The organism is Tardiphaga sp. OK245 (genome assembly GCF_900108575.1).
GTDB classification, from domain to species: domain Bacteria; phylum Pseudomonadota; class Alphaproteobacteria; order Rhizobiales; family Xanthobacteraceae; genus Tardiphaga; species Tardiphaga robiniae.
The window spans coordinates 1396178-1422525 of record NZ_FNWZ01000001.1 but is presented as its reverse complement, the minus strand read 5'-3'; the positions used below and the strand labels follow the sequence as shown (position 1 = coordinate 1422525).

General features: G+C 60.6%; 27 protein-coding genes. 14 read left to right on the top strand and 13 right to left on the bottom strand.

Annotated features, from left to right (window positions below; genetic code table 11):
• Nucleotides 1-45 precede the first annotated feature (45 nt).
• From BLW80_RS06550 to cbbX, 3 genes are read left to right on the top strand one after another with little or no spacing between them, the layout of a single operon-like run.
• Nucleotides 46-1509, top strand: a complete 1464-nt coding sequence (locus tag BLW80_RS06550) for a form I ribulose bisphosphate carboxylase large subunit (RefSeq protein ID WP_093757378.1) — start codon at nucleotides 46-48, stop codon at nucleotides 1507-1509.
• Between the two features lie 11 nt (nucleotides 1510-1520).
• On the top strand, nucleotides 1521-1946 hold the full coding sequence (locus tag BLW80_RS06545) for a ribulose bisphosphate carboxylase small subunit (RefSeq protein WP_068729086.1): 426 nt from the start codon (nucleotides 1521-1523) through the stop codon (nucleotides 1944-1946).
• 5 nt (nucleotides 1947-1951) lie between these two features.
• On the top strand, nucleotides 1952-2866 hold the full coding sequence (gene cbbX / locus BLW80_RS06540; protein ID WP_093757377.1) for a CbbX protein: 915 nt from the start codon (nucleotides 1952-1954) through the stop codon (nucleotides 2864-2866).
• 655 nt (nucleotides 2867-3521) lie between these two features.
• Here cbbX and BLW80_RS06535 read toward each other — a convergent pair.
• The 10 genes from BLW80_RS06535 to BLW80_RS06490 all read right to left on the bottom strand — a co-directional run bounded on the left by BLW80_RS06535 (nucleotide 3522) and on the right by BLW80_RS06490 (nucleotide 12500).
• Nucleotides 3522-4307, bottom strand: coding sequence for an amino acid ABC transporter ATP-binding protein (locus BLW80_RS06535; RefSeq protein WP_283805474.1), 786 nt, complete (start codon nucleotides 4305-4307; stop codon nucleotides 3522-3524).
• Entirely contained in the window at nucleotides 4304-5080 is a 777-nt protein-coding gene (locus BLW80_RS06530; RefSeq protein WP_093757254.1) for an SDR family NAD(P)-dependent oxidoreductase, read from the bottom strand. Before BLW80_RS06530 ends, BLW80_RS06535 begins: the two co-directional genes overlap by 4 nt.
• The gene (locus BLW80_RS06525; protein WP_093757253.1) at nucleotides 5077-6060 is read right to left on the bottom strand and encodes an NAD-dependent epimerase/dehydratase family protein; all 984 of its coding nucleotides are present in this window, start codon (nucleotides 6058-6060) and stop codon (nucleotides 5077-5079) included. The genes BLW80_RS06530 and BLW80_RS06525 overlap by 4 nt, the downstream gene beginning before the upstream one ends.
• A gap of 1 nt (nucleotide 6061) precedes the next feature.
• Complete coding sequence (locus tag BLW80_RS06520; RefSeq protein ID WP_092149582.1) at nucleotides 6062-6733, bottom strand: amino acid ABC transporter permease; 672 nt, start codon at nucleotides 6731-6733, stop codon at nucleotides 6062-6064.
• Between the two features lie 9 nt (nucleotides 6734-6742).
• A complete protein-coding gene (locus tag BLW80_RS06515; RefSeq protein ID WP_093757252.1) occupies nucleotides 6743-7414 on the bottom strand; it encodes an amino acid ABC transporter permease in 672 nt (223 codons plus the stop codon).
• Between the two features lie 75 nt (nucleotides 7415-7489).
• Nucleotides 7490-8353, bottom strand: coding sequence for a substrate-binding periplasmic protein (locus BLW80_RS06510; RefSeq protein WP_093757251.1), 864 nt, complete (start codon nucleotides 8351-8353; stop codon nucleotides 7490-7492).
• 34 nt (nucleotides 8354-8387) lie between these two features.
• Nucleotides 8388-9299 carry an allantoinase PuuE gene (locus BLW80_RS06505; protein WP_093757250.1) on the bottom strand — a complete coding sequence of 304 codons (912 nt, stop codon included), beginning with the start codon at nucleotides 9297-9299 and terminating at the stop codon, nucleotides 8388-8390.
• Between the two features lie 11 nt (nucleotides 9300-9310).
• Nucleotides 9311-9820 (bottom strand): ureidoglycolate lyase, encoded by a 510-nt coding sequence (locus tag BLW80_RS06500; protein WP_093757249.1) that lies wholly within the window; start codon nucleotides 9818-9820, stop codon nucleotides 9311-9313.
• 199 nt (nucleotides 9821-10019) lie between these two features.
• A complete protein-coding gene (locus BLW80_RS06495; RefSeq protein WP_139285785.1) occupies nucleotides 10020-10640 on the bottom strand; it encodes a GntR family transcriptional regulator in 621 nt (206 codons plus the stop codon).
• A gap of 456 nt (nucleotides 10641-11096) precedes the next feature.
• On the bottom strand, nucleotides 11097-12500 hold the full coding sequence (locus BLW80_RS06490; RefSeq protein ID WP_093757247.1) for a hypothetical protein: 1404 nt from the start codon (nucleotides 12498-12500) through the stop codon (nucleotides 11097-11099).
• A 648-nt stretch (nucleotides 12501-13148) separates the two neighbouring features.
• Between BLW80_RS06490 and BLW80_RS06485 the strand changes: the two genes are divergently transcribed.
• From BLW80_RS06485 to BLW80_RS06435, 11 genes are all read left to right on the top strand, one after another.
• Entirely contained in the window at nucleotides 13149-13811 is a 663-nt protein-coding gene (locus BLW80_RS06485) for an RNA polymerase sigma factor (protein WP_093757246.1), read from the top strand.
• Between the two features lie 136 nt (nucleotides 13812-13947).
• On the top strand, nucleotides 13948-14772 hold the full coding sequence (locus tag BLW80_RS06480; RefSeq protein WP_089266590.1) for a flagellin: 825 nt from the start codon (nucleotides 13948-13950) through the stop codon (nucleotides 14770-14772).
• Between the two features lie 64 nt (nucleotides 14773-14836).
• Nucleotides 14837-16522 carry a flagellar filament capping protein FliD gene (gene fliD, locus BLW80_RS06475; RefSeq protein ID WP_093757245.1) on the top strand — a complete coding sequence of 562 codons (1686 nt, stop codon included), beginning with the start codon at nucleotides 14837-14839 and terminating at the stop codon, nucleotides 16520-16522.
• 2 nt (nucleotides 16523-16524) lie between these two features.
• The gene (locus tag BLW80_RS06470) at nucleotides 16525-16920 is read left to right on the top strand and encodes a flagellar export chaperone FliS (RefSeq protein WP_093757244.1); all 396 of its coding nucleotides are present in this window, start codon (nucleotides 16525-16527) and stop codon (nucleotides 16918-16920) included.
• 193 nt (nucleotides 16921-17113) lie between these two features.
• Nucleotides 17114-17380, top strand: a complete 267-nt coding sequence (locus tag BLW80_RS06465) for a hypothetical protein (RefSeq protein ID WP_093757243.1) — start codon at nucleotides 17114-17116, stop codon at nucleotides 17378-17380.
• Nucleotides 17381-17724: 344 nt separating this feature from the next.
• Nucleotides 17725-18387 carry a flagellar hook assembly protein FlgD gene (locus BLW80_RS06460; protein WP_093757242.1) on the top strand — a complete coding sequence of 221 codons (663 nt, stop codon included), beginning with the start codon at nucleotides 17725-17727 and terminating at the stop codon, nucleotides 18385-18387.
• 21 nt (nucleotides 18388-18408) lie between these two features.
• On the top strand, nucleotides 18409-19677 hold the full coding sequence (gene flgE, locus BLW80_RS06455) for a flagellar hook protein FlgE (protein ID WP_093757241.1): 1269 nt from the start codon (nucleotides 18409-18411) through the stop codon (nucleotides 19675-19677).
• Nucleotides 19674-19958, top strand: a complete 285-nt coding sequence (locus BLW80_RS06450) for a hypothetical protein (protein WP_093757240.1) — start codon at nucleotides 19674-19676, stop codon at nucleotides 19956-19958. The genes flgE and BLW80_RS06450 overlap by 4 nt, the downstream gene beginning before the upstream one ends.
• 4 nt (nucleotides 19959-19962) lie before the next feature.
• Entirely contained in the window at nucleotides 19963-20421 is a 459-nt protein-coding gene (locus BLW80_RS06445; protein WP_093757239.1) for a flagellar protein FlgN, read from the top strand.
• Nucleotides 20422-20448: 27 nt separating this feature from the next.
• On the top strand, nucleotides 20449-22218 hold the full coding sequence (gene flgK / locus BLW80_RS06440) for a flagellar hook-associated protein FlgK (protein ID WP_093757238.1): 1770 nt from the start codon (nucleotides 20449-20451) through the stop codon (nucleotides 22216-22218).
• Nucleotides 22219-22232: 14 nt separating this feature from the next.
• A complete protein-coding gene (locus BLW80_RS06435) occupies nucleotides 22233-23144 on the top strand; it encodes a flagellin (RefSeq protein WP_093757237.1) in 912 nt (303 codons plus the stop codon).
• Nucleotides 23145-23344: 200 nt separating this feature from the next.
• Here the strand turns inward: BLW80_RS06435 and BLW80_RS06430 are convergent, their stop codons facing one another.
• The 3 genes from BLW80_RS06430 to nirD all read right to left on the bottom strand — a co-directional run bounded on the left by BLW80_RS06430 (nucleotide 23345) and on the right by nirD (nucleotide 26348).
• Nucleotides 23345-25063, bottom strand: coding sequence for a bifunctional protein-serine/threonine kinase/phosphatase (locus BLW80_RS06430; RefSeq protein WP_093757236.1), 1719 nt, complete (start codon nucleotides 25061-25063; stop codon nucleotides 23345-23347).
• Nucleotides 25064-25134: 71 nt separating this feature from the next.
• Complete coding sequence (locus BLW80_RS06425; protein ID WP_089265759.1) at nucleotides 25135-25956, bottom strand: formate/nitrite transporter family protein; 822 nt, start codon at nucleotides 25954-25956, stop codon at nucleotides 25135-25137.
• A gap of 47 nt (nucleotides 25957-26003) precedes the next feature.
• Nucleotides 26004-26348 (bottom strand): nitrite reductase small subunit NirD, encoded by a 345-nt coding sequence (nirD, locus tag BLW80_RS06420; RefSeq protein ID WP_374725601.1) that lies wholly within the window; start codon nucleotides 26346-26348, stop codon nucleotides 26004-26006.

The following is a 26348-nucleotide window of genomic DNA, read 5'->3' as shown; positions in this document are numbered from 1 at the left end:
ACCTTATTCCATCCGGTGACGCCGGATCCAAACGAGGAGGCCAACATGAATGAACATGCTTCGATCACGATCCGCGGCAAGGATCGCTACAAGTCCGGCGTCATGGAATACAAGAAGATGGGCTATTGGGAGCCCGATTATGTCCCCAAGGACACCGACATCATCGCATTGTTCCGGGTGACGCCGCAGGACGGCGTCGATCCGATCGAGGCTTCGGCAGCAGTGGCCGGCGAATCTTCGACCGCAACCTGGACCGTGGTGTGGACCGACCGTCTCACGGCTGCGGAAAAATACCGCGCCAAGTGTTTTCGGGTCGATCCGGTGCCAAATTCGCCCGGACAGTACTTTGCCTATATCGCCTACGATCTCGACCTGTTCGAGAACGGCTCGATCGCCAACCTGTCGGCCTCGATCATTGGCAACGTGTTCGGCTTCAAGCCGCTGAAGGCTCTGCGATTGGAAGACATGCGGCTTCCGGTCGCTTATGTGAAGACGTTCCAGGGCCCGGCCACCGGCATCGTGGTTGAGCGAGAGCGTATGGACAAGTTCGGCCGCCCACTGCTTGGCGCGACTGTGAAGCCGAAGTTGGGTCTGTCCGGTCGTAACTACGGCCGCGTCGTCTATGAGGCGCTGAAGGGCGGGCTCGACTTCACCAAGGACGACGAAAACATCAACTCGCAGCCCTTCATGCATTGGCGCGAGCGTTTTCTCTATTGCATGGAGGCGGTCAACAAGGCGCAGGCGGCGTCCGGTGAGATCAAGGGCACCTATCTTAACGTCACCGCCGGCACCATGGAGGACATGTACGAACGCGCCGAATTCGCCAAGCAGCTCGGCTCCGTCATCATCATGATCGATCTCGTGATTGGCTACACCGCGATCCAGTCGATGGCGAAATGGGCGCGCAAGAACGACATGATCCTGCATCTGCATCGCGCCGGACATTCGACCTATACGCGGCAGCGCAATCACGGCGTCTCGTTCCGCGTCATCGCCAAATGGATGCGGCTCGCCGGCGTCGATCATATCCATGCCGGGACGGTCGTCGGCAAGCTCGAAGGCGATCCGGCGACGACGCGCGGCTATTACGACATCTGCCGCGAAGACTACAATCCGATGCGGCTCGAACATGGCGTGTTCTTCGAGCAGAACTGGGCCAGCCTCAATAAGACGATGCCGGTCGCGTCGGGCGGCATCCATGCCGGCCAGATGCATCAGTTGCTCGATCATCTTGGCGAAGACGTCATCCTGCAGTTCGGCGGCGGCACCATCGGTCATCCGATGGGCATCCAGGCCGGCGCCACCGCCAACCGTGTCGCGTTGGAAGCGATGATCCTCGCTCGCAACGAAGGTCGCGACTACCTGCATGAAGGCGAGGAGATTCTTGCCAAGGCGGCGATGACCTGCACGCCGCTGAAGGCGGCGCTGGAGACGTGGAAGAACGTCACCTTCAATTACGAATCCACTGACATGCCCGACTACGCCCCCACCGCCAGCGTCTCGCTATAAGGAGTACGATCATGCGCATTACCCAGGGCTGCTTCTCGTTCCTGCCCGATCTCACTGATGAACAGATTTCAAAACAGGTGCAGTATTGCCTCGCCAATGGCTGGGCCGTGAACATCGAATTCACCGATGATCCGCATCCTCGCAACAATTTCTGGGAAATGTGGGGACTACCGATGTTCGATCTGCGCGACGCCGCTGGCGTGCTGATGGAATTGACCGAATGCCGCAAGGTGTATGGCGATCGCTACATCCGGTTGTCGGCATTCGATTCCAGCCATGGCTGGGAATCGGTGCGGCTCTCCTTCATCGTCAACCGTCCGAAGGAAGAGCCAGGTTTCCGGCTCGAGCGGCATGAGGTGGAAGGCCGCAACATCCGCTATACGACCAAATCCTATGCCGTCGATCGACCCGAAGGCCAGCGCTACGGTGGGTCGTGAGCACGCTGACGGTGGTCGATAGCGCCGGCGACGCGTCGCCCACGACGCAGGTCGATCTGCGCCGTGAGTTCGACGAGGTCGGCATCGGCGAGGTGCTCGATCAGCTCGATCGCGAGTTGATCGGGCTGAAGCCGGTGAAAACGCGGATTCGCGAGATTGCTTCGCTGCTGCTGATCGAGCGCATCCGCAAGCGCATGGACCTGGCGTCGGGCAACCCGACGCTGCACATGTCGTTCACCGGCAATCCCGGCACCGGCAAGACGACGGTGGCGCTGCGCATCGCCAGCATCCTGCATAAACTAGGCTTCGTGCGGCGAGGGCAGGTGGTGTCGGTGACGCGCGATGAACTGGTCGGGCAATATATCGGCCATACCGCGCCGAAGACGAAGGAGATCTTGAAGAAGGCGATGGGCGGCGTGTTGTTCATTGACGAGGCCTATTACCTGCATCGGCCTGATAACGAGCGCGATTACGGCCAGGAGGCGATCGAGATCCTGCTGCAAGTGATGGAATCCCAGCGCGAGGATCTGGTGGTGATCCTCGCCGGCTACGGCGACCGCATGGACAAGTTCTTCGGCAGCAATCCCGGCTTCCGCTCGCGCATCGCCCACCACATCGATTTCCCCGACTATGCTGACGACGAATTGCTCGCCATTTCCGAATTGATGCTCGGGGATATGAATTACAAATTCAGCGCCGATGCGCGCGCAGCGTTCGTCCGCTACATCGCGCTGCGCAAGACCCAGCCGCTGTTCTCCAACGCCCGTTCGATCCGCAACGCGCTCGACCGCATGCGGCTGCGTCAGGCCAACCGGCTTGTCGCCGATCTCGACCGCGTGCTGAGCGCCGACGACATCATGTCACTGGAGGCTTCGGATGTGCTCGCGAGCCGGGTGTTCTCGAACGGTTCTGGTGGGTAATGGCGCCCGACCGAACATGCTGCGAATTGGTCGAGGTCTATCTTTTGTGACCCTCGGTCTTCCCGGCAGCACGGCTCAAACGAAAACACCAACAGATTTCTGCGCTAATGTCTTCCGCGTGGCACTGATCTGTCCCTGCATAGCCAGACTAGGCTCAGCGCAATAGCATGGCAGCTCAATGAAACGCCGTGAAAGAGACATAGCTCTATCAAACCCCAGCTGAGACGTTTGCAGAATGTGTTGCAGCGATTTTCGAGGAAGGCAAAAATCGACCTTCCTAAGGGAGAGCCGGCGACATTCTGAGCGACACGGTGGTGGCAACGAGCATCTCCTTTCGCGAGACCCGATCGGGAGGGGGTTTCGCGCCCCACAATGCGCCGACGCAGCAGTTGGTGATTACTCCAGAGGTATGCTCGCATTCAATACTGCGATTGGCACGATCCTCACAATGATGACGGATAACGTTGTGACCGCATCAACTATTCTTCTGGCGATGTCGGCAGGACTAATCGCACCAAAAATGCTTTTCGACAGCGCGGTTAGCATGCTGCTCAAGGAGAGAAGCGGCCGGTGATTGCTGGCGCGATATCAACTGGATAAATATGCTGGCTAGAGAGCTTTAGTGACGGATTCTGGCGCAAAGCGGACGCTTCGGTCATCGATGCATAATTTGCTTGAGGAATGCACGGGTTCGATCCTGTTTCGGATCCGAGAAGAAATCGGCCGGCGCGCCGTCCTCGATGATCCGGCCGGCGTCCATGAACACCACGCGGTCGGCGACCGTGCGCGCGAAGCCCATCTCGTGGGTGACGCAGACCATGGTCATCCCTTCGCGGGCGAGGCCGACCATAACGTCGAGCACCTCCTGGATCATTTCCGGATCAAGCGCCGAGGTAGGCTCGTCGAATAGCATGATCTGCGGCTTCATGCACAGCGCACGCGCGATGGCGACGCGCTGCTGCTGGCCGCCGGAGAGCTGGCTCGGATATTTATCAGCCTGTTCGGAGATCCGTACGCGCTCAAGAAAATAGCGCGCGATCTCGTCGGCCTCCTGCCTCGTTGCGCCGCGGATCTTGCGTGGCGCGATGGTGAGGTTCTGCAGCACGGTCAGATGCGGAAACAGGTTAAACTGCTGGAACACCATGCCGACATCGCGGCGAACCACGTCGACATTGCGCGTCGAGTGATCGAGCTCGACGCCATTCACCACGATGCGGCCGTCGCGATGTTCTTCCAGCCGGTTAATGCAACGGATCATGGTCGACTTGCCGGACCCCGAAGGCCCGCAGATCACGACGCGCTCGCCGCGCGCCACCGTGAAGTCGATACCCTTGAGCACTTGGACGTCGCCATACCATTTGGTGACGCCGGACATTTGAATGATCGGCGCGGACGTCTCTGCAGGCGCTTGCACCATGGTGCTCTCCGAAACGTTGTTCATGACGCCATCCAGCCGCCATCGACGAGGATGTTTTCGCCCGTCATGAAAGTTGCCTCGTCGGAGGCCAGAAACAGCGCTGTATTGGCGACGTCGTCAGGACGGCCCAGCCGCGGCATCGGCGTGCGGCTGGTGGAGTAGTCCATCCAGCGCGGTTCCGCGGCGCGGCCCGGTTTGCCGGTGACGATCTTGCCGGGCGCAACTGCGTTGCAGATGATGTGATCCTTCGCGTAGTCCGCCGCGATCTGCCGCGTCATGTAGACGACTCCGGATTTGGAGGTGCCATAGGCGATGTCTTCTGGGCAGGCGATCATGCCGTGTTGCGAGGAAATGTTGACGAGGCGGCCGCGGGCCTCGTTGCGAATATCCTGCGTCAGCATCTGGTTGACGGCGGCGCGCGACATCAGGAATACGCCAGTGAGATTGACCGCCAGCGTTCTGTCCCATTCGGCGAGGCTGGTGTCGGTCAGACGCTTGCCAGTGCCGATGGCGGCGTCGTTGACGAGCACGTCGAGGCAACCGTAGCGCGCAACAGTCTGTTGGACGGCGCGGATGGTGTCGTCCTCCGAGGCGACGTCGATCTGGATGAAATCGACCTCATAACCGTCTGCACGCAGCAGCTCCAATGTCGGAGTGCCGCCCTCGCGCACGTCCATGGTGAGATCAGCGAGCATGAGCCTCGCGCCCTCGGCAGCAAATCGGCGGGCGATGGCGCGGCCGATGCCCGAGGAGGCGCCGGTGATCAGAACGGATTTTCCAGCCAGACGCTTGCTCATGCGGGTTCTCCTGCCTGCGACAACCAGCCGAGATAGTCGCGCGCCGCATCTTCCAGATGAAATTGAGGCTTGAAGCCGGCATCCGCGGCGAGTCGCGCAATGTTCAGCGGCGCACGGTCCTTCGGCAAGCCATAGATCACGTTGCCCTCTGCCTCGATCTCCGCCATCCGCCAGCGGAAACCGGGCATGTGCGTCGCGATGATCTCGCACCATCGTGGCAGATCGGACAATACACCGCCGCTGACGTGATAGGTACGGTGCTTCAGCGCGTCGGAGGCGCTCACCTTCGCGATGCCGAGGGCAGCGTCACGGGAATAGATCCAATCGCCGGCCATGCTGCGCGGGAGAACCGCTTCACGGCCGTCGAGAGCCATGCGGAGCACCTGATAATGTGGGCTGAGCGCATCGCGGACACTGGTCTGCAATTCCCATGGGCCAAAGGCCGGCCCGAGCCTAATCACGCGCACATCGAGCTTGTGAAGGTCGGCGATCCGCAGCGCCGCCTGTTCCGATGCGAGCTTTGTGATGCCATAGAGCGCAGCTGGCGCCGGCGGCGACAAATCCTCCTCGAACAGGCCCGACGCGGCCGGTTGCGAGAAGCCGTATACTGCGACCGAGCTGAGCACGATGACGCGCTTGATGGCGGGCCGCAATGTAACGCGTTCGAGCAGATTGACGGTGCCGCCGATATTGACGTCGACGATCTGGCGCGCAGCGTCATGCTCGCGCCGCGCATTCGGCGTCATCGCGGCGGTATGGATCACGCGGTCGATGCCGGCCGTGTTCAACGCGCGGTCGATGTCGTGGGCGTTTGTGACATCGCCGGTGACCAGTGTAGCGCCGGCGAGTTCGGGGCGCACCAGCATGTCGTGGCCGGGAGCTGAGAGGTCGAACAGGACAACGGTCTCGCCGTCGGCGATCAGGCGTTCGGCGAGCGCGAGCCCGATGAAACCGCCGCCGCCGGTGATCAGTGTGGCCATATCAGCGGGCTTTCAGTGCTTGCCGCTCCAGCCGCGCCACCCAGCGCGCGAACGGATACAGGATGACGAAGAAGATCACGGCAGCGGCCATCAACGGCGTCGGGTTGTAGGTCTGCTCCTGGGCGACGCGGGCTGAACGCAGCAGTTCAGGCAGTGCGACCAAGGCGGCAATTGGTGTCGCCTTGACGAGTTCTAGCGAATTGCTGGCGAGCGGCGCCAGCACGTTGCGGATCGCCTGCGGCAGCACGATGAAGAACACCACATGCAGCGGCTTGAAACCGAGCGCCCGGGCAGCCTCGGTCTGGCCGTGGGGCACGGACAGGATGCCGGCGCGGAAGATCTCGCCATAGTAGCCGGAATTGTTGAGCACGATGGCCAGCACCGCCGCGGTGAAGCTGCCGAGCGTCAGGCCCAGAAACGGCATGCCGTAGAAGATCAGGATCAGCAGCACCACCACGGGAAACGATCTGAACAGGTCGATATAGATCAGCAGCGCGATATTCACCCAGCGGTTCTTGAAGCTGTACAGCACGCCGATGGCGAGGCCGGCGAGAATGCCGAGCGGCAGCGCCACCACCGCAAGCCAGACTGTATAGATCAGCCCCTGCAGCAGCAGCGGATAGACCCGCAACAGCGACTCCCAGTTGGCGAAATTGTCCAGGAAATCCTGCATGCGATCCGCTCAACGCCCCGTGCTGTAGCGATATTCGATCCACCGGCTGGCGATCACCAGCGGCAGGAAGAAAGTGAGGTAGAACGCCGCGGCCAGCGTCAGCGGCGAGGGATTGGCGACCAGCGCCATCACGCTCTGCGCCTGTCCGAGCGTTTCCGGGAGCGACACGGCGGTGCCGAGCGCGGTGCCCTTGCTGATGGAGATGGCGCGGTTGGTCAGAAGCGGGATCGCGAGGCGAATGGCCTGCGGCAAGATGATGGTGATCAGTGTTCGCAGCCGGCTGAAACCGAGTGCGCTGGCGGCGTCCCATTGTCCACGCGGAAGCGCCATGATTGCGGACCAGAATATCTCGGTGGAAAAGGCCGACAACACCATGCCGAGCGCCAGCACGGTGGTCGCGAAGGGGGACAGCGCCGGGCCCAGATAAGGCAGGCCGAAATAGATGAAGACGATCACGACGAGCTGCGGCAGCGTGCGCAGCACGTCGACATAAGCGGTGATGATGAAATTGACCGGGCGCAGGTTGGCGCAGCGCAGCAGTGCCAGCGACAGGCCGGACAGCGTGCCGCAGACAATGATCAAAAGCGATACGATGACCGTCGTGCGAAAGCCCGCGAGCACCTGGGGGAAGGCGCCCGCGATGACTTCTGCATTGAAGTAGTATTCGACGATCCGGTCCATCGGGTGTCCGCCAACCGCAGTTGGACCGGCTCGGGCCGGTCCGGTGTTTAAAGCTATCTCGTCAGAGCAAGCGTGCTACTTGCACGCCGGAACGTGCGAGGTGGGCTCGAAACCCTTGAAGCCGGGAGGACCATAGCCGAAATACACAGTATCGATGGCCGAGCCGGCATCCGGCGCTGCGCCATACCATTTCTCGTGCAGCTTGCGCAGGCGACCGTCCAACTTCATGCATTCGATGACCGCCTCGACCTTGTTGCGATACGCGGTATCTTCCAGGCGGAACGCATAGGCGAAGTTGCGGCCGTTGAAGTCCTTGAAACCGACCTTGATCGCCTTGTTCTGGCTGGCGGCATAGACGGTCGTCGGGATCTCATTCAGTGCTGTGAAGGCGCGGCGCGTCAGCACGGCCTGTACTGTGTCGGGGAATACATCGTAGCGCTGCACTTCGAAGCCGTATTTCTCGGCATTGGCGGTAGCCCACGTATCCGAGATGGTGCCGCGGTTGACGGCGACGGCCTTGCCCTTGAGATCCTCGAAGCCCTTCATCTCATCAGCGGCGCGGACGATGAAGCCGTTGCCGGTGGAGAACAGCGGTTCGGTATAGAGCATGCGCTCGGAACGCTCGGCGGTGAGGTTCAGCGGGTTGACCAGGAATTCGGCGCGTTTGGCGAACAGCGCCGCGAACAGACCGGAGAAATTGATGTCGACGATCTCGACCTTCGGGCGGCCGAGATCTTTACCGATCTCGTTGATCAGATCCGCACCGAAACCCTCGGGGCCGTTGGGGCCGCGCACCATCCACGGCGCGACGCCGAAGTCGGACGCGACCACCATCGGCTTGTCGGACGGATGATCGGCTTCCTGCGCGCTGGCGCCGCCGGCGAATGCCGCAGTCGATAGCATCAGCGCGAACAGCCAATGCGCGGGTTTCAGTCTCATGGGGACGTCCTTTCGGGTGCGGATGTGGTGGAGATCAGGGCGTGGGGGGATGAGTGGCCTGCCAGTGACGGGCGATGTCGCCACGCCGGCAGACCCAGGTGTTGTCGTGCCTGGAAACGTGATCGAGGAAGCGCTGCAGGCCAGCGGCCCGGCCAGGATGGCCGATCAGGCGGGTATGCAGTCCGACCGACATCATCTTCGGCGCGGTGGCGCCCTCCGTGTAGAGCGTGTCGAAGGCGTCGCGCAGATAGACGAAGAAATCATCCGCCGTTGCCATCGCGCCGCGGCTGAACTTTGCGTCGTTGTTGGCAAGACCGTAGGGCACCACGAGATGCGGCTTGTCGAGCACACGTGTCCAGTACGGCAATTCGTCGTTATAGGCGTCGGAGTCGTAGAGGAAACCGCCTTCCTCGACCACGAGGCGCCGCGTGTTAACACTCGGCCCATAGCGGCAATACCAGCCGAGCGGACGCTCGCCGGTGGTGCGCGTGAGGCTCTCGACGGTCTTGCGAATGCGCTCGCGTTCGTCAGCCTCGGACAGCAACGGATGTCGCTCCCAGCGCCAGCCATGGGCGCAGACGTCGTAACCATATTCGCGAATGGCGGCGCTAGCCTCGTCGTTGCGTTCCAGCGCCAGCGCGCAGCCCATGACGGTGGCGGTCATGCCGCGCTCGGACAGAAGGCGCAGTACGCGCCAGAAGCCTATGCGGCTGCCATATTCGAACATCGACTCGGCAGCGAGGTCGCGGCCCTCGAAGCCGCCGCCGCCGCCTTCGGTCAGGGCCGTTTCGGTGACGCCGTCGCCATCGGCGAACGACGGCTCGGAGCCTTCTTCGTAGTTGATGCAGAAGTTGAGCGCGATTCTTGCTGCGCCCGGCCACTGCGGATGCGGCGGGGTGCGGCCGTAGCCGACGAAGTCGCGGGCGAGGTGATCGTCATGCGGCATCGTTGTGATCCCTATGCGCTCTGCGGCATCACGGCGCGAACGTCGCCAGCGATATCGACGAACACGTCGTCGTCCTGCCGGCCGGTCATGCCCATGGCGACAGCGAATTCCATGGCCGCGCCGAGAACGGTCATGGGATGATGCCAGACATTGCGGGCGAAGGTGACGCTTTGATGCGCTCCGGCGATGAAGCACCGCAGGGTGGCCACATCAGGCAGGCCATCCGGGTCGGCATGGCACACGATCGCCAGGTATTGGCTGCTGCCGAGCGGTACGAAGGTCTGGGCGGAGAACGGATGACGCTCCAGCGTCGTGATTGGCAGGGGCAGACTACCAAGCCTGGCGGCGCTGCTGATCCAGAAGGAAAAGATGGCGGCGTCCTCGGCGCGACCGTCCGATGTCGGAAGATAGCGCCGGCGCGCGTCGATCGGTCGCTCGGCTACATCGCCGAAGGCGGCAAAGGCGGCCGGGGACAGCGATTCGGCCGCGACGGTATGGGAAGCAGTGTGGTTCGGCGTCATTCAGGCGGGACATCTGGTTAGTCGGCCTGCTGCGAAGCGGCTCGATATTCCAATGGTATACCAGTGAACCGCCCATGCTGATTTCAGTCAAGCTGCGAAGTTCGGGAAGCTGCGTTAAATTTGGACGGAGTCCGACAAAATTGCGGGCAGCTGCAGAATTTTCGGACATGCAACCCGCAGGGATTTGCCTAATCGTGGCCTAGCCGTGAGGCTCGGGCAGGAAGATCCCGAACCGTTCGAGCAATCCTTGCCGCACATTAGTGAGATGCAGGATCATCGCCTGACGGGCTGCGGCGGCATCACGATCGATGATGGCATCGATAATCGCAAGATGCTCGCGGGTGGCGGGCAGCAGCCGGCCAGGGTGGCGCTCCACATTGCACATCCGGATCTTCTGCCGGATTTCTCCAATCAGTTTCTCAAGCGAGCGATTGCCGCAATGCCGCGCGATCTGATCATGAATTTCATCGTCGAGAGTCCAGTGAGCTGTCCCGGACACTGTCGACGCAGCAATGATCTTCTCTAGCGAGGCCCTGATCGGTGCAAGGATATCCAGTGCGATGCGGGTCGCCGCAATGAACGTCGCTTCGCTCTCCAGTACCATGCGGAGATGGATCAATTCGAGCAATTCCGCCATCTCGATTGTGCGGACCACCACAGTGCCGTTGGACAATTGCTCGAGCCTGCCTTCGCCCAGCAACCGGCTGATGCCAGCCCGCAGCGGTGTCCGCGAGACTTTCAGCCGCAGTGCAAGCCGGCGTTCTTCGATCACCTCGCCGGGCTGCAGCTGTCGCGACTCGATCAGGTTGTGCAGCTTCAAATAGGTTGCGTCTGTTATGCTGCCATTGGTCCGTGCCGGGCGTTTGCTGGTTGATTTCTTTGCTTTGTTCACAGAAGGCACGGACGTTGCTTTCGACGATTGGATAAAAATGCCGCCATATCGGTAGACGTACGGTACGTTCTCGCTGCTGGCCGAGCCGAAGCTCTGGATGAGCCATCCATTCTCAATCGGTGTCGCCTTTTATGCAAGACTTCGCGAGATTCCGCTGTCTTTGGATCTCCACATGACCGCGTCTGGCGCAAAGCGACGTCCGACTGCTGCTGCGATGTCTCACAGGGATGTAAAATCCGGAGGGGCGGTCTCGTTGATCCAGTGGCACGCGACGAAGTGCTCGTCATGAGCCTGTCCTCATGGAGCCCGATGATCAGGTTGCGCATACGCGGCGATATCTCCTCCTCTCGGTTCTTCAGAATCTCAAATAGTGAGGCGCGCGAGCTAGTTCGTACGGCAGCGCCTTGTTCGGTCAGGAAGGCCCGAATCTGGCTGATGGTCGCTATCCAGCGCGAGACCAATCGGAAATGAATCCGATGACAGGCTTGATTCTGGCGCATGCAAATCGTGCCTGGCGCGTCGGCGCTTGAGCGAGCTGAAGCAGTTCGGCCGCAGACGTTCCGATACGTCGGTCATCAGTGTCCACGCATAGTCCTCGATCTGGAGAACGGACCTGACTTCGTCGTCCCAGCCGCAGAGCACAATTTCCATCTGCGAAAATCCGCCGTTGTCGGCGGCAAACGCTGCTGCTGCTGCTTCCACTGACTCGGCGATATCCGTCGTGCTGCCTGCAAGGATGTCCCTGATCACGATTGTGATTAGCCCGTGGCCGCCGGCGGCGCCTTTCATGACGAGGTGAGCTTCCGGAGCCTGATGGCGTCCGAACCTGCGCCCCAACTGCATTTGTTCAGCGAATTTTTCCAATGGATGATCATCATTGTTACAGGCATGAGCGAGGATCGTGCTGTCGATGCGCGGCTTCACATCATCTTTTCGCCAGTAGGTGTCCGGCAGCCAGACGGTTTCGATTTCCCGCTGCGCATTTGTGAGCGCCCATGCCTGATCCAGCAGGAAGGACTCCGGCAGATTGGGGTGGCTGCAGGTGAGGCGCCGCCAGATGTCGAGCAGCGCTTCGGCGCGCTCGGTCTGATGGAAGAACAGCGCGCCAGTATTCATCACCCCATTCGGGCGACGGTTGACTGCGAAGTCACAGCCCAGCGCCTGCGGGAGCAGTGGAAGATTGGCGAGCCGCGCCTGAGCGTCGATCCAGAACACCGGGCGGCATGCCTGGCTCCACTGCTCGATGATGAAATCGACTTTCGACGTGCCTTGCCGGGCCTTGCTGCAGTTCGGTGATATCTGCGTTACGACGTGATCGAGGCCCAACCGCTTCAGATCTGCAGTAAGGCCGGCATCCTCGCCCTGAATGTCTGAACTCTCGAATGACGAGATGAAAAGCGTATCCTGCTTTCGATATAATCCGGTCGGCACCGTGAGCGGCTTGACGCCGCCCCACCACACCTGATGCGGCGCATCCGCGCCCTCGGCGCCGAGTGACCCGTGTGCGTGTAATTTCGACTTCAGGCCGTCGAAGGCTGGGCTCTCGCCAACGAGCAAAATGACGATTGCATTCTCGTGCAGGGCTTCGATCAGCGCCTGAACGCGCACAGCATGCGTCGCTTCGAACACAATGACCGCAGCGCCAGGCTGAGATACGGCACTGACGCCATCCCAGTCGACAATGCCATGGCACCGGCTCGTTACCTGACGCAAGCATGCAAGTTGAAGCGCGCCCAGTCGCGGCGGGCGCGCATGCTGCCGGAGGATATCGTCCAAGCTGTCGTTCATCGCCGCTGTCTCGTTCGTTTGAATGCTTTGACTGATACGAACGAGCTGACGTCGTCAGGCGGATATCTCTGCGATGCGTCGGCACAATATGCTTCTATATGTTTCAGCTCGGTGCGGTTTGTTTCTACTGTGTGTATCTTCATTGCGCGTGCGCATTGAATGCACGCGATCAATGTTCTGAAACAAAAAAGATCGCGATGCGCCGCAGATGAGCGCCGCATGCAAGCGTTTTTTCTTTCTCCGACGACGCAGTCCGCTATTTTCAAATTGCGATTCGGCAAGAATTTCCCAGTGAAGGTGTGACGTTGCCCACTGCCGGATCTATCGCTGCAAAGTAGCCAGCATCGGTCTTCGATTGCTGAGTGATGTCGTATCGCTGCAGGTGTTGTCGTTGTGTGCGTAAGAATTCTTTGTATCACTCGCCGCAGTCGATGCGATTTCTCGAGATGCTTTGATGACCTGTTCCCATCAGGCCCGACGTGGCCGCAACAGCCAGTGTAGAAATTTCTGCCTAGTTCCAGGCAACTTTTTCCCATCAAGTGTTTGTAAAATAAGCAACATTCATCGCCTGATCGTCGCGCGTCACCCGTTCAAGAGTGAGAGGTCGACCAGAACGGCCGTTTGTCGGCGGAGAAATGGGAGAAGGGCATGACGTACGCGCTCCAGGTTGCAGACGCTGTCGAAACAATGCCGCTGCAGCTCGAAGCTGCGGAGGATTCTCTGATGCTCGACGCGTGCGAGCCCGCGGGCGATAGTGACGAAGAGCTGCTGGACAGATTAGCCGCAAATGACGAGACGGCATTCAGATGTCTTGTCGAGCGTCATATCGATCGTGCGTTTGGCATTGCGCTTCGGCTTCTGGGCAGTCGTGCCGATGCCGAGGATGTGGTGCAGGACACGATGCTGAAGGTCTGGACGCATCGCGGGCAATGGGAGCACGGCCGCGCAAAATTCTCGACGTGGCTCTACCGCGTTGTCACCAATCGCTGCATCGATCTGCATCGCCGGCCACGCACCGACAATGTCGATGCCGTGCCGGAGCCAGCCGACATCAAGCCCGATGCGTTCAGCACGATGCAGCGCGATGAGGTGGCTAAATTGCTGGAGGCGGCGATGCTGCGTCTGCCCGAGCAGCAACGTGTCGCGGTGATCCTGTCCTACCATGAAAACATGAGCAATGGCGACATCGCCGAAGTCATGAACACGACTGTGTCGGCGGTCGAGTCGCTGCTCAAGCGCGGGCGGCAGCAGCTGCGCGAAATTCTGCGCCGCCATGAGCCAGACATCCTGCACTCGTTAAGCGATTGCTAACTATAAATTACCAGCCCCGAAATAAACCGCGCCTGAATTGTGAGGGCCGTTCCGTTTAGCGAATGGACGGGGGCTGGCCTGCGTCCAGAGGTCCCCGATCGGTCCGCATCCGCGGCCACATTCAAGGAGCAATTTAATGCCCGTTATTTCAACCAACACCGCGGCCAATTCTGCAGTCCGTTACCTGAATATCAACTCGTCGCAGATGTCGAGCTCACTCTCAAAGCTATCGAGCGGCTCGAAGATCACCCAGGCATCCGACGACGCCGCCGGTCTCGCGATTTCGACGCGCATTTCATCCGACGTCACCACGCTGCAGCAGGCCGCAACCAACGCCTCACAGGCGACCTCGATCCTGCAGACGGCTGATGGCGGGGCCTCGAACATCAGCGACATTCTCTCGCGGATGAAGTCGCTGGCATCGCAGTCCTCCTCGGCGACGGTGACCGACAGCAGCCGCGCCTATCTCAATTCGGAATTTACCGCATTGAGCGATCAGATTGACAGTATCGCGACCGGCACGCGCTATAGCGGGCAGAGCCTGCTGGATGGTACCAGCGCATTCGCCGCGGGTGCGTCCGTTCTGGTCGGCTCGACGTCGGCCGATACGATCACCGTGAAGCTCGACGATCTCACCTCCGCCACGTTGGGTGTCGATACGCTCGATGTCAGCACGCAGGCCGGCGCCACTGCGGCCATCGACGCGCTCGACACTGCCATCGATACGGTCTCGGCCGCCCGCGCGACGATCGGTGCGCAGGAATCGCGCTTCAATTTCAGTGCCAGCTCGATCTCGACGCAGTCCCAGAACCTGCAGGCCGCCAATTCCGCGATCACCGACGTCGACATCGCAGCCGAGCAGGCCAAGCTGTCGTCGTCGCAGGTCAAGGTTCAGGCCGCGGTCGCCGCGGAGTCGTCGGCGAACCAGATGCCGCAATATCTGCTGAAGCTGCTCGGCTAAGCCGCAGCAATTGCGGGCCGGCAGCAACGCCGGCTCGCCCCCTCGTGCAGGAGAGTAACGTGGCATGACGACGGTGACGAGCTCGACTTCCGCAGCGGCAACCGCGGCCTTGGCGACGACCACCTCAGGCACGAAGACGACGACCAGCGTCGATTGGGACGCCTTGATCGAGGCGCAGGTTGCCACCAAGACGGCAGCCGCGACCACGATCCAGACCAGCATCACCGCGAATGAGGCCAAGATCTCGGCCTATCAGCAGCTGCAGACGCTGCTGACGACGCTGACGACCGACACAACCTCGCTCTCCAAGTCGATCGTCAATTCACTGTCGTCGAGTGCCTATGGAGCGCGATCGGCGACGATTACATCCACCGGCGACGTCAGCGCCAGTTCTGCCGTGTCGATGGCCATCAGCAATGGTGCGGCGACCGGCGATCACACGCTCACGGTGACCCAGATCGCCACCGCGCACAAGGTGATCGGTACCGCCGTCGCCGACAAGAGCGCGGATCTCGGTCTGACCGGCACTTTCTCGATCGGCCTGGAAGGCGGCACCAGTGCCGATATCTCGGTCACCAGCGGGATGACGCTGGAGGATCTCGTCGATACGATCAATGCACAGACGTCCACGACGAACGTCCAGGCCTCGATCATCCAGATCTCGAGCAATCAGTACGAGATGATCCTGTCTGCAACCAAGGATAATGCGGATATCACCACCAGTGTCGTGTCGGGCGACGATGTGCTCACGACCCTGGGCGTGACAGATAGTTCTGGCGCGTTCACCGACGTTCTGCAAGAATCACAGCCCGCAATTTTCAGCGTCGACGGCATTACGCTGACGCGCGACACCAATAACATCACTGACGTACTGAGCGGCGTCTCCTTTAGTCTGCTGCAAAGCACGCCATCGGGATCGACAGTCAAGATCAGCATCGATGTCGATACAAGTTCGATCCAGACTGCATTGCAGCAATTCGTCACATCCTACAACGCTGTGCGCGACTACGTAACCACGCAGCAGACGCTGTCGTCGAGTGGAACCGCAGACACGAGTGCGGTGCTGTTCGGCGACGGCACCATGCGTAGCGTCATGACGCAGATGGAGCAGGTCCTGAACTCCATCGTCGGCGATCTGTCGATGAGCGATCTCGGCCTGTCGTTCTCGGACACGAACGATCTTGTGCTCGATACGAGCACGCTCGCCACAACCCTGGCCGACAATATTGACGGTGTCATCGCGCTCCTCGCCACCAAGACCACGAGTTCGTCGGCGGCACTCGCGGTTGTCAATACAAGTTCATCGCCGCCATCGTCCTTCGTGATGGATATTGCGGTCGATAGCTCCGGTGCATTGTCGGTCTCGGTGGGGGGAGACAGTTCGCTGTTTACCGTGTCCGGCCGGACGATCATCGGAAAGGCCGGCACGATCTATTCCGGCATGGCCTTCAGCTACAGCAGTACGTCATCGGCATCGGTGACCATCACGTCGACCATCGGGATTGCAGCGCAGATCAACGCGATCGCGAGTGCCGCATCGAACAAGACCAGCGGTTCACTGCAGGATCTGATCACCAATTTGCAATCCCAGGATGACCGGATGCAGCAGCAGATCGATGACATCAACGAGCGCGCCGCGATCTATCGTACAATGCTGACCACCCAATACGCCAAATATCAGTCGGCGATCTCGTCGGCCAATTCCACCCTGGATTATCTGTCCGCCCTTCTCAACGCGTCGAGTGATTAGTCATGCATCATCAAGCGAATTTTCAGGCCGCCCAGGCCTATCGACAAGCAGCGGTCGCGGTGCCGCCGTTGCGGGCGGTGGTCATGATGATCGATGGAGCGATTACGGCATTGCAGAAATCGGTGACGGCGTCCGAGGAGAAGAAATTCGAGGAGAGCCACGATCTGATGATCCGGGCGACTGCCATCCTGCGCGGGCTGAGCCATAACCTGAATTTCGATCGCGGAGGCGAGGTCGCGGAGGGCCTGCACACCACCTATCATACGCTGATCATGGCCTGCCTGCGGTCGTTCGGGCAGCCGAACGCGGCGCAGCGCTATGGCCGGATCATTGCGAGCCTGACCGAGCTTCGTGACGCCTGGATTGTCGTCGCCCGGAGCACCGCGAAGCCCATCTGATCGGATCGATACCGGCGGGCAGGGTGGGGTCATTGCACCTGCAGAGTTTAGGATCGTTCGGCGTCTTTTTGTGGTTGAAAAGTCGGGGCAGCATTGCCTCGCGACCCGGTCTGCCTTAGGACGCTGGCGTGCCAGTCCGAGCGAGGGCTGACATGCAACGTACGATCAAGTGCGTGCCGGGCGAGTTTCCAGAATGGACGTTCCCGAGTTTGAAGACCTGCTGGGTCGGCACGGTGAAGACGTGTCAACCTGGCCAGATAACCGGCGGGACGCCGCGCTCGCATTGCTGCGGACGTCGGAACAGGCGCGTGCGGCGATGGCCGAGGCGCAATTGCTGCGCCGTGCCCTGCCGTCGGGCGTCGTGCGCGCGCCGGATGGCCTGGTAGACCGGATCATGCAGAAGGCCCGGCAATCCGATGTGGTTCCCGCGAAGCCGGCAAGCAAGCCTGACAGCAAGTAGCTGACGCTTCCGTTACGGTCGCTCTAATCCCGCCAGTGCCGCGGACAATCCCGTGCGCGACTGCCTCCCGTTTCGGCCTTCTACAAAACCTCCCTCGGCCGTCCCAGCGGGCAATTTTTGCCGCGCCTGAGCGCCAATAGCTCGCGCCAAAAAATTTCAGAAAACCCCCGCGGCACAGCGCTTTCTTGTAACGGGGCGCGATGGCTCGCGGGCAGGAGCGGCCTGCAAAGAATCTTTGCCTGAACAGCCGAGACCACCCGTTTCAATAAGGAACGGACTTCACGAGCACTCTTCTCACTGACGCAATTCCGCAGCGCCGCGCGCGGATATCGCCGGAGCGCGCCATGACTGTAGCTGCAACGACGTCAACCACGACCACGACAGCCTCGACGGCGTCGTCTTCGTCGGTGACCTCTGCCATTACGTCGCAGCAATTTCTGAACCTGCTGGTGACCGAGTTGCAGAACCAGAATCCGCTCGACCCAACCAATTCGACCGACTTCATCAATCAGCTCACGTCCTACGCCAATTTCGATCAGCAGCAGACGCTGAACAGCAATATGGGCACGCTGGTGTCGTCGCTCAACAGCCTGCTCACACTGAATTCGTCGAACTATATCGGCCAGACTGTTACCGCGAAAACCGACACCGGCACGCTGAAAGATGGCCAGATCTCGTTTGGCTATTCGCTCGAGTCCGCCGCCTCCGATGTCACGCTGAGCGTCAAGGATTCATCCGGCAACACGGTGTGGACCGGCAGTGGAACCACGACCTCGGGCACCAATAGCTTCACCTGGGACGGCACGGCGACGGACGGCACCCAGCTGACCGACGGCGGCCAGTACACGCTCAACGTCTCGGCCACCGATAGCACTGGTCAGTCTGTCTACGGCTACACGACCGTCACCGGAAAGGTGACCTCGATCGACAACTCGTCCGGCACCCCGATGCTCAATATCGGGAGCACGTCCGTGAGCACCAGCAACGTCATCGGCGTCACTTCCTGAGTTTACTTTGGAGTACTGATTATGAGTCTATCCGGCGCGCTGTCTTCAGCCATCTCCGCTCTTAACGCCCAGAGCTCGGCTCTGGCGATGATTTCCGACAATATCGCAAACTCATCGACGGTCGGCTACAAGACAAACTCGGCATCGTTCGAGTCGCTGGTGACGGGTTCGTCGAGCGCATCGGCCTATTCGTCCGGCGGCGTGACGACGCTCTCGAAGTCCAATATCACGACGCAGGGCCTGCTGACGACAACATCGACCTCTACCAATATCGCGATCCAGGGCAACGGCTTCTTTCCGGTAACGACGTCGCTGACCGGCGGCTCGACGCTCTACACGCGCAACGGCGGGTTTACGACGGATTCCGACGGCTATCTCGTCAATAACGGTGCCTATCTTCTGGGTTGGCGCACCGATGCGGCCGGCAATGTGATTGGCAGCGCCAGCAGCGGAAATCTCACGGCAATTAACACGAGTGTGGCGCAGACCAGCGGCAGCGCGACGGCGACCACCACCTTCTCGGCCAATTTGCCGGCGGACGCCGCGGTCGGCGATACGTTCACCACGTCGATGTCGGTCTACGATTCGCTGGGAACGTCGAGCTCGATCCAGGTCACCTGGGCTAAGACTGCGGATAATACCTGGAGTGCGAGTTTCGGCCAGCCGACACTATCGTCGGATTCGACGACGACAACCGCGGCAACCCCGACCAGCACCGTGTCGGTTTCTTTCAATACCGACGGTTCGCTGGCCAGCACCAATCCCAGTCCGGCAACGCTGGCGATCACTGGTTGGACCACAGGGGCGGCGGACAGCAACATTACGCTCAACCTCGGCACCGTAGGCGGCACCGATGGGCTGACGCAATATGCCTCCGGCCTATCCACGCCTGCTGTGAACATCACCCGCATCGAGTCCGACGGTCTCGCATTCGGTAAACTGAGCAACATCTCGGTTGGCGAAAACGGCATCGTCAATGCCACCTACTCGAACGGTCAGACCATTGCGATCTACAAGATCCCGGTGGCGACATTTGCCGCTGCCGATCAGTTGGAAGCCCAGAGTAACGGGCTGTATTCGGCCACGGCAGAATCGGGAACGGCTGCGTTGCAGGAATCCGGCACCAACGGCGCCGGCACCATTTTTGGCAGTGAGCTGGAATCCAGCACCACCGATACCAACGAGCAGTTCAGCAGCATGATCTCCGCGCAGCAGGCCTATTCGGCTGCGTCGCAGGTGATCACCGCCGTCAACAAGATGTTCGATACCCTGATCTCGAGCATGAGATGACCGCGATGGTGGCCGAGGCAGACGATGACGCGCTGATGCGGCGACTTGACCGGTTGCTGGCCGCCGCGCAGCGGATCGATCGCGGTGATCGGCGCATGATCCTGGCGCTGCAGGGCGATCTCAATACGTTGCGTACCACTTTGCAGCAGCGCCGTGACGCGTTGGCGCAGAAACTCAACATCGCTGGCGCGCGCAGCAAAGCGGCGACGGCATATTCACGGATAGCCTCGCTCGGACGGCACGCCACGGCAGCCGCGCCCCATCCATCGATCACGGAGTAGCCACATGATGACCCGAAGCCCGCCGCTGCAGCCTGCGAGCGCCGATGACGGATCCCGCCTCGAGGATCTGGTCGAACTGATCGAACGCCTGATCGACGTCGTGAGCGAAGAGAATATCGCTCTGGCGATGGGGCTGCCGGCCTCGCAGTCGCAGCACACGGCGATCAAGCTGGAGCTTTCGGAGCTGTTCGAGGCCTGGGTCAAGGAAGTCGGTCGCAAGAACATGCTGCTTGGTACCAGCGATCGCCAGCTGCAGGCGCGCGTCCTCACCCGGCTCGAACAGCTCAGCGTCGCGATGGACGAGAATGTTACCCGCCTGCGCACCGCGATCGAGGCCAGCCAGCGCCGCATCGACGCCGTGATGGCCGCGATTCGGGAGCAGATATCCGACAGCGCGCCCTACGGCGCCAATGGTCGCATCAATGCGCAGTCGGCATCCTACGCACGCAACGTGCGGATCTGAACCAAGCCGTAATATGAGGTCGCCACCGTGTCGCTGGAGATAGCCCGCAGCATCGCCGTCAGTAGCCTGATGACCAGTCAGGTCCAGATCAGCGTCGCCTCGTCGAATATTTCGAATGCTGACACCACCGGCTACACGGTCAAGACCGCCAATCAGGTCGCGACCACCAGTGGCGGCGCCGGGACCGGCGTGTCGATCACCGGGATCACCAGCAGCGTCGACAAATTGCTGTTCAAGTCCCTGATCTCTGCAACCTCGGAATTCGGCGCAGCCAACACCAACAACGACTATCTCAACCGGCTCCAGGCGCTGTATGGCAGCACGACCGGGGCGGAGGACACTGGTACTTCGATCGCGAACACGCTGGCATCGCTGGAATCCGCCATATCGTCGCTGGCCGGCACCACCAGCAGTGCCTCGCTGCAAGCCAATGTGATGAGTGCGCTTGATAACCTCGCATCGCAACTGCGCGAGACGTCGTCTGGAATTCAACAGCTGCGCGGGACCGCAGACGCTGCGATTTCCTCCGATGTCGATCAGGTCAATGCCAGCCTGCAGGCCATCGCCAGTTTGAACGCCCAGATCAAACAGGCGGCGGCCGCTGGCCAATCGACGGGCGATCTCGAGGATCAGCGCAATGTCGCGCTGCAGACCGTCGCGTCGAAGATGAATATCAGCTATTTCATCTCATCGACGGGGGATATGCAGGTATATACGGCGTCAGGCCAGACGCTCGTGGACAACAGCGCGCATCTGTTCAGCTTCACGGCGGCATCATCCGTTACGGCTAATGCCAGCTACTCGGCCGGTTCGTCCAGCGGGCTCAGCGGCATTTCCGTCAACGGCGTCGATGTCACTGCGCAGATCACATCTGGCGAAATCGGCTCGTTGCTCAGCCTGCGCGATAGCGTCTTGCCCGCAGCGCAGTCGCAGCTCGACCAGCTTGCCAATACGCTGGCGGACACCCTGAATGCCGCAAGCAATCAGGGCACGTCGTTGCCGCCGCCAACGACCCTGACCGGCACCACGACGGTCACCGCGGCGACTGCGCTGGATGCGACCGGCACGGTCCGCATTGCCGTTGCCGACCAGTCGGGAAATCTGGTGTCCTATGCCGATCTCGATCTGTCGACCTATGCGACGGTGGGCGACCTGGTCTCGGCCATCAATGGCATTTCCGGCCTCAGCGCATCGATCAATGCCAGCGGGAAGGTGGTGATCGCCAGCTCCAGCAGCAGCAATGGGGTCGCCATCAATGAGATGACGAGTGCCGTCGGCAGCAGCGGAATCGGCCTGTCCGACTATCTCGGCCTCAATGATCTCGTGACCGGAACCGGGGCATCCAACATCGCCGTGCGCAGTGACATCCTGGCCAATTCAGGTTTGTTCGCCGTCTCGATCCTCGATGCATCGGCAACGCTGACGACGGGCACCAAGGTACTCACCGCCGGCGCGACCGACGTGGTCGATGCGATTTACGCGGCACTCACGGATTCCCGTACCTTTGGCGCGTCTGGAGGGCTCGGGTCATCGACCGGTTCGTTTGCGGACTACGCGGCCACGGTCATCGCCAATGTCGCGTCGAAGGCAACGCTCGCGGCCACGACCTATACATCAAAGTCGACGGCACAATCGTCATTTGCTAATGCGCTGGCGTCGCAGTCGGGCGTCAATCTCGACGAAGAAACCGCGAAGATCAGCACATTGCAGAATCAGTATACGGCCGCGTCGCAGCTCATGCAGGTCATCAACGAGATGTTCTCATCGCTGCTGACCGCCGTGCAGAGCGCGAGCTGAGGGGAACCGACTTGATGCAGATGCGCGTTGCCACCTTTGCTATTAACGACCAGATGATCGCATTCGCTTTGCGCACGCAAAGCACCATGGCCAATCAGCAGATCCAGGAGGCTTCGGGGCTGATCTCGTCGGATTTTGGCGGGTTGGGGTCATCGGCGCAGCAGGTGCTCAATCTTCAGGTCTCGGTGACCCGGGCGCAGTCCTATATCGATGCCGCCACGCAGACCAACAGCAAGATCCAGGTGATGTACTCGGCCGTCAATTCGGTGTCTGATCTGGTGACGCAGTTCCGGACCTTGCTGACCAGCGCATCGAGCGCTTCGAGCACGGACGCAGTCAGCGTGACAGAGACCGCGAAGAACATGCTGGAGCAGATGGCGTCGCTGCTCAACACGCAATACAACGGCGGCTATCTGTTCGGCGGTTCTGCCACCAAAACCGCGCCGGTGGATATATCGAGTGCGACCTATGCCGCAGCGTCGTCGCCGTCCACCGCAGACACCAACTACTATCAGGGCGACAGCCAGCTCGGCGCTGTACGCGTCTCGGACAATCAGACGGTCTCTTACGGCGTCACGGCGGACAACACCGCTTTCGAGCAGATCATGCGGGCCATGAATCTGGTAGCGAGCAATTCGCCGCTTTCGACCGACACGCTCAATGAGGCGCTCGATCTGGCGGTCGATTCCATCGACAAGCTTGGTGTGGTGCAGACGCGGATATCCAACGCATCGGCCTCAATCGAGCGGGCCAGTGCCTACCACACCGAGTATCAATCCTATGCCCAGACGCTCGGCAGCGATCTCACCAGTGTCGACGTTGCAGCGGTCACCGCCAAACTGTCGACCTATCAGGCCCAGCTTACGGCATCCTATGCCGCGATTGCCAAGGTTCAGAGCCTGAACCTGGCGAGCTATCTGCGCTAATCGGGCATGAGCGCGTGCGACTTCGACAGCGAGCCTTGTGCGTTATGCAATCCGGAACAAGCTCATCGAGCCAAAAGCATTTGGCCGAGATGACGTGCGGTAACTATCGGATTGGATACTGCGGATCCGGCGTTCCGGAGGTTTGGCAGGGAAAGAATGTGAGTCTTCCAAGAGAGGTGCAGGCCTGGCTAGCTACGCCATTAGCGCCTCGCCAGCAATACCACGACAACTATGGCGAGCAGCAACGATAGGCCCTTCCAGATCATGTTCGGATTGCGCTCCAATAGCGGCGCGGTCGGAGGGTTGAGAAACTCTGCCTTCGGATTACGCAGGTCGTAAACATATTCGGAGAGTTCGTCGTAGCGCTTCGCCGGGTCGGCGTGCACGGCCTTGCGCAACACGCCGTCGATCCATTCCGGGATATCGCTGGCATCGTCGAGCAGAGATCGATAGCGCAGCTTGCGGTGCTGTGCGGCCGTCGTCGCCTTCGCAACCTCCGCTCCGTAAGGCAGTGTCCCGGATAGCATCTGATAGGTCAGAATTCCAAGCGCATAGAGGTCGGAACTCGACGTGGCGCGCTTGCCGAGAAACAGCTCGGGTGCGGTGTATTGCGGCGTGCCGAGAATGTCGCTGTGCTTGCCGGGTGAATCAGCTTCGGCGACGCCGTTGACACGAGTCGAACCAAAATCGATGATCTTCACCGTGCCCGTCTTGTCGATCATGATATTGTCTGGCCGAATGTCCTGATGGATCATCTCCATCCGATGGAACGCCTGCAAGCCGCGTGCTATCTGCTCGGTGATGCCGCGCACGGTTTCCAAATCCGGCTTCGGATTGTCGAGCATCCACTGCTTCAGCGTCTGGCCTTCGATGAATTCGGCGACGATGTAGAGGTAGTTGCGCTTGCGCGACTGTCGGCACGGCTTCAGCACATGCGGACTGTCGATGCGCCGCGCCACCCATTCCTCGATCATGAACCGCTTGAGATAGACCGGGTCGTCGCGCAGATCGATCGACGGAATCTTGATGACAACCTGTTCGCCGCTCTCCAGATCGATCGCGAGATAGATGTGGCTACGGCTGCTGCCATGCAGTTCGCGTATGATCCTGTAGCCGTCGAACACCGCGCGAGCTTCGAGCAGTGGTGGCAGCGGCAATTGCGGCATCAGAATGTCGCTGGCCTCGCCGTCCGGCACCGCATCTATCCGCACGATCTGTACGGTGAGGTTGTCCGGGCTGTTCTGTGCATAGGCCTCGTCGACGATCAGCCTCGCGGCAGCGTCGAGATCGTCGGCGTGATCGGCGATCGCCGAAGTGATGAAGCGCGCGCTGACGAAATCATAGACGCCGTCGGTGGCGAGGATGAAGACATCGCCGTCGTCGATCTGCAGCACCTGATAGTCGATCTCGATTTGCGGGTTCACGCCAAGCGCGCGGGCGAGGTAGCTCTGCTCGGATGAGATTACGACGCGATGGTCGGTGGTAAGTTGCTCGAGTGCGCGGTCCGATACGCGATAAATGCGGGAATCGCCGACATGAAAGAGGTGCGCTGCGCGTGCGCGTATCACCATTGCACTCAGGGTGCAGACATAGCCGCGATCCTTGTCGTAATGGTAGCGGCCGCGCTGGGTCTGGGATTGCAGCCACGAATTGGTCGCAGCGATGACGCGTTGCGCCGATGTCTTCACCGACCAGGATTCGGATGTGCAGTAATAGTCGGTGAGAAACGATTTGACCGCAGATTCGCTGGCTTCGCCGCTGACCGCGCTGCTGCTGATGCCGTCGGCGATGACGACGGCAATGCCTTTGAGGCTCAACAGCGGCTCGGTCGGAATCAGGGCGCCGTGGAAATCCTGATTGGTGTCTTTGCGGCCCCTGTCCGAATGCTGGCCGATCGAAATCGTCAATTCACGCGGCATGAGTCACACTAATAAAATGACGCCCCAGCTGGAGAAGCCGGGGCGTCGTGTTGCGAGGATTGCGGGGCGGCCTAGCGGGCGAGACTAGCAACGCGCTTCGGAGCTGTCTTGATGTGCGTTGCATACAGCGTCAGGCCGGTAAAGGTAAGGCCGCCGATGAGGTTGCCGAGCACGGTCGGAATCTCGTTCCAGATGATGTAATCCATGATCGTGAACTTGCCGCCGAGCATCAGGCCGGCGGGGAACAGGAACATGTTGACGATCGAATGCTCGAACGTCATCGCGAAGAAGACCATGACCGGCATCCACATCGCGATGACTTTGCCGCTGACGGTCGTTGAGATCATCGCGCCAACCACGCCGGTTGAGACCATCCAGTTGCAGAGCATGCCGCGGATGAACAGCGTCAGCATGCCGGCTGCGCCATACTGCGCATAGCCAAGCGTGCGGCCTTCGCCGATATGGCCGATCACCTGCCCCACCTTGTCCGGCGGCGTCGAGAAGCCGAAGGTAAATACGATTGACATCATGATGGCGACGATGATCGCGCCCATGAAATTGCCGACGAAGACGAGCCCCCAATTGCGCAGCACGCCGCCGACGGTGACGCCGGGGCGCTTGTCAAGCAACGCTAGGGGCGTCAGCACGAAGACACCAGTGAGCAGGTCGAAGCCGAGCAGATAGAGCATACAAAAGCCGACCGGGAAGAGGATCGCGCCGATAATCGGATAACCTGTTTGCACCGTGACGGTAACGGCGAACACCGCGGCGAGTGCCAGGATAGCGCCGGCCATGAAGGCGCGGATGATGGTGTCGCGTGTGGACATGAAGATCTTGGATTCGCCGGCATCCACCATCTTGGTCACGAATTCTGAAGGGACGAGATAGGCCATTACTTGGAAACTTTCTTTGGAGCGGGGTCGGTTGATGTGGCGTGCACCTATGGGGCGGCGGCGACGCTCATGTTGAGATAGATGCGGCCGTTCTCGAGCTTGACCGGGAAGCTGCGCGCGCAGCCTTTGTCAGCGCCCGAGGCTTCGCCGTCATCGAGGTTGATGATCCAGTTGTGCAGTGGGCAGGCGACCTTGCGACCGTGCACGATGCCTTCACTAAGCGGACCGCCCTTGTGCGGGCAGCGATTTTCCAGCGCAAACACCTCGTCGCTGGCGGTGCGGAATACCGCGATCTCGCGCCGCGGAGTCTTCACCGTGCGCGCGCCGCGTTGCGGGATCGCGCGCAGTGGGCCGACGTCGAACCAGAAGTCGTTGGATGGGACCATTGTCAT

What these genes read in the sequence shown, in the direction of transcription:
- BLW80_RS06550 (WP_093757378.1), top strand. Translation starts at nt 46, where the DNA reads ATGAATGAACATGCTTCGATCACGATCCGCGGCAAGGATCGCTACAAG.
- BLW80_RS06545 (WP_068729086.1), top strand. Translation starts at nt 1,521, where the DNA reads ATGCGCATTACCCAGGGCTGCTTCTCGTTCCTGCCCGATCTCACTGAT.
- BLW80_RS06535 (WP_283805474.1), bottom strand. Translation starts at nt 4,307, where the DNA reads ATGAACAACGTTTCGGAGAGCACCATGGTGCAAGCGCCTGCAGAGACG.
- BLW80_RS06530 (WP_093757254.1), bottom strand. Translation starts at nt 5,080, where the DNA reads ATGAGCAAGCGTCTGGCTGGAAAATCCGTTCTGATCACCGGCGCCTCC.
- BLW80_RS06525 (WP_093757253.1), bottom strand. Translation starts at nt 6,060, where the DNA reads ATGGCCACACTGATCACCGGCGGCGGCGGTTTCATCGGGCTCGCGCTC.
- BLW80_RS06520 (WP_092149582.1), bottom strand. Translation starts at nt 6,733, where the DNA reads ATGCAGGATTTCCTGGACAATTTCGCCAACTGGGAGTCGCTGTTGCGG.
- BLW80_RS06515 (WP_093757252.1), bottom strand. Translation starts at nt 7,414, where the DNA reads ATGGACCGGATCGTCGAATACTACTTCAATGCAGAAGTCATCGCGGGC.
- BLW80_RS06510 (WP_093757251.1), bottom strand. Translation starts at nt 8,353, where the DNA reads ATGAGACTGAAACCCGCGCATTGGCTGTTCGCGCTGATGCTATCGACT.
- BLW80_RS06505 (WP_093757250.1), bottom strand. Translation starts at nt 9,299, where the DNA reads ATGCCGCATGACGATCACCTCGCCCGCGACTTCGTCGGCTACGGCCGC.
- BLW80_RS06500 (WP_093757249.1), bottom strand. Translation starts at nt 9,820, where the DNA reads ATGACGCCGAACCACACTGCTTCCCATACCGTCGCGGCCGAATCGCTG.
- BLW80_RS06490 (WP_093757247.1), bottom strand. Translation starts at nt 12,500, where the DNA reads ATGAACGACAGCTTGGACGATATCCTCCGGCAGCATGCGCGCCCGCCG.
- BLW80_RS06485 (WP_093757246.1), top strand. Translation starts at nt 13,149, where the DNA reads ATGACGTACGCGCTCCAGGTTGCAGACGCTGTCGAAACAATGCCGCTG.
- BLW80_RS06480 (WP_089266590.1), top strand. Translation starts at nt 13,948, where the DNA reads ATGCCCGTTATTTCAACCAACACCGCGGCCAATTCTGCAGTCCGTTAC.
- fliD (WP_093757245.1), top strand. Translation starts at nt 14,837, where the DNA reads ATGACGACGGTGACGAGCTCGACTTCCGCAGCGGCAACCGCGGCCTTG.
- BLW80_RS06470 (WP_093757244.1), top strand. Translation starts at nt 16,525, where the DNA reads ATGCATCATCAAGCGAATTTTCAGGCCGCCCAGGCCTATCGACAAGCA.
- BLW80_RS06465 (WP_093757243.1), top strand. Translation starts at nt 17,114, where the DNA reads ATGGACGTTCCCGAGTTTGAAGACCTGCTGGGTCGGCACGGTGAAGAC.
- BLW80_RS06460 (WP_093757242.1), top strand. Translation starts at nt 17,725, where the DNA reads ATGACTGTAGCTGCAACGACGTCAACCACGACCACGACAGCCTCGACG.
- flgE (WP_093757241.1), top strand. Translation starts at nt 18,409, where the DNA reads ATGAGTCTATCCGGCGCGCTGTCTTCAGCCATCTCCGCTCTTAACGCC.
- BLW80_RS06450 (WP_093757240.1), top strand. Translation starts at nt 19,674, where the DNA reads ATGACCGCGATGGTGGCCGAGGCAGACGATGACGCGCTGATGCGGCGA.
- BLW80_RS06445 (WP_093757239.1), top strand. Translation starts at nt 19,963, where the DNA reads ATGATGACCCGAAGCCCGCCGCTGCAGCCTGCGAGCGCCGATGACGGA.
- BLW80_RS06435 (WP_093757237.1), top strand. Translation starts at nt 22,233, where the DNA reads ATGCAGATGCGCGTTGCCACCTTTGCTATTAACGACCAGATGATCGCA.
- BLW80_RS06430 (WP_093757236.1), bottom strand. Translation starts at nt 25,063, where the DNA reads ATGCCGCGTGAATTGACGATTTCGATCGGCCAGCATTCGGACAGGGGC.
- BLW80_RS06425 (WP_089265759.1), bottom strand. Translation starts at nt 25,956, where the DNA reads ATGGCCTATCTCGTCCCTTCAGAATTCGTGACCAAGATGGTGGATGCC.
- nirD (WP_374725601.1), bottom strand. Translation starts at nt 26,348, where the DNA reads ATGACAATGGTCCCATCCAACGACTTCTGGTTCGACGTCGGCCCACTG.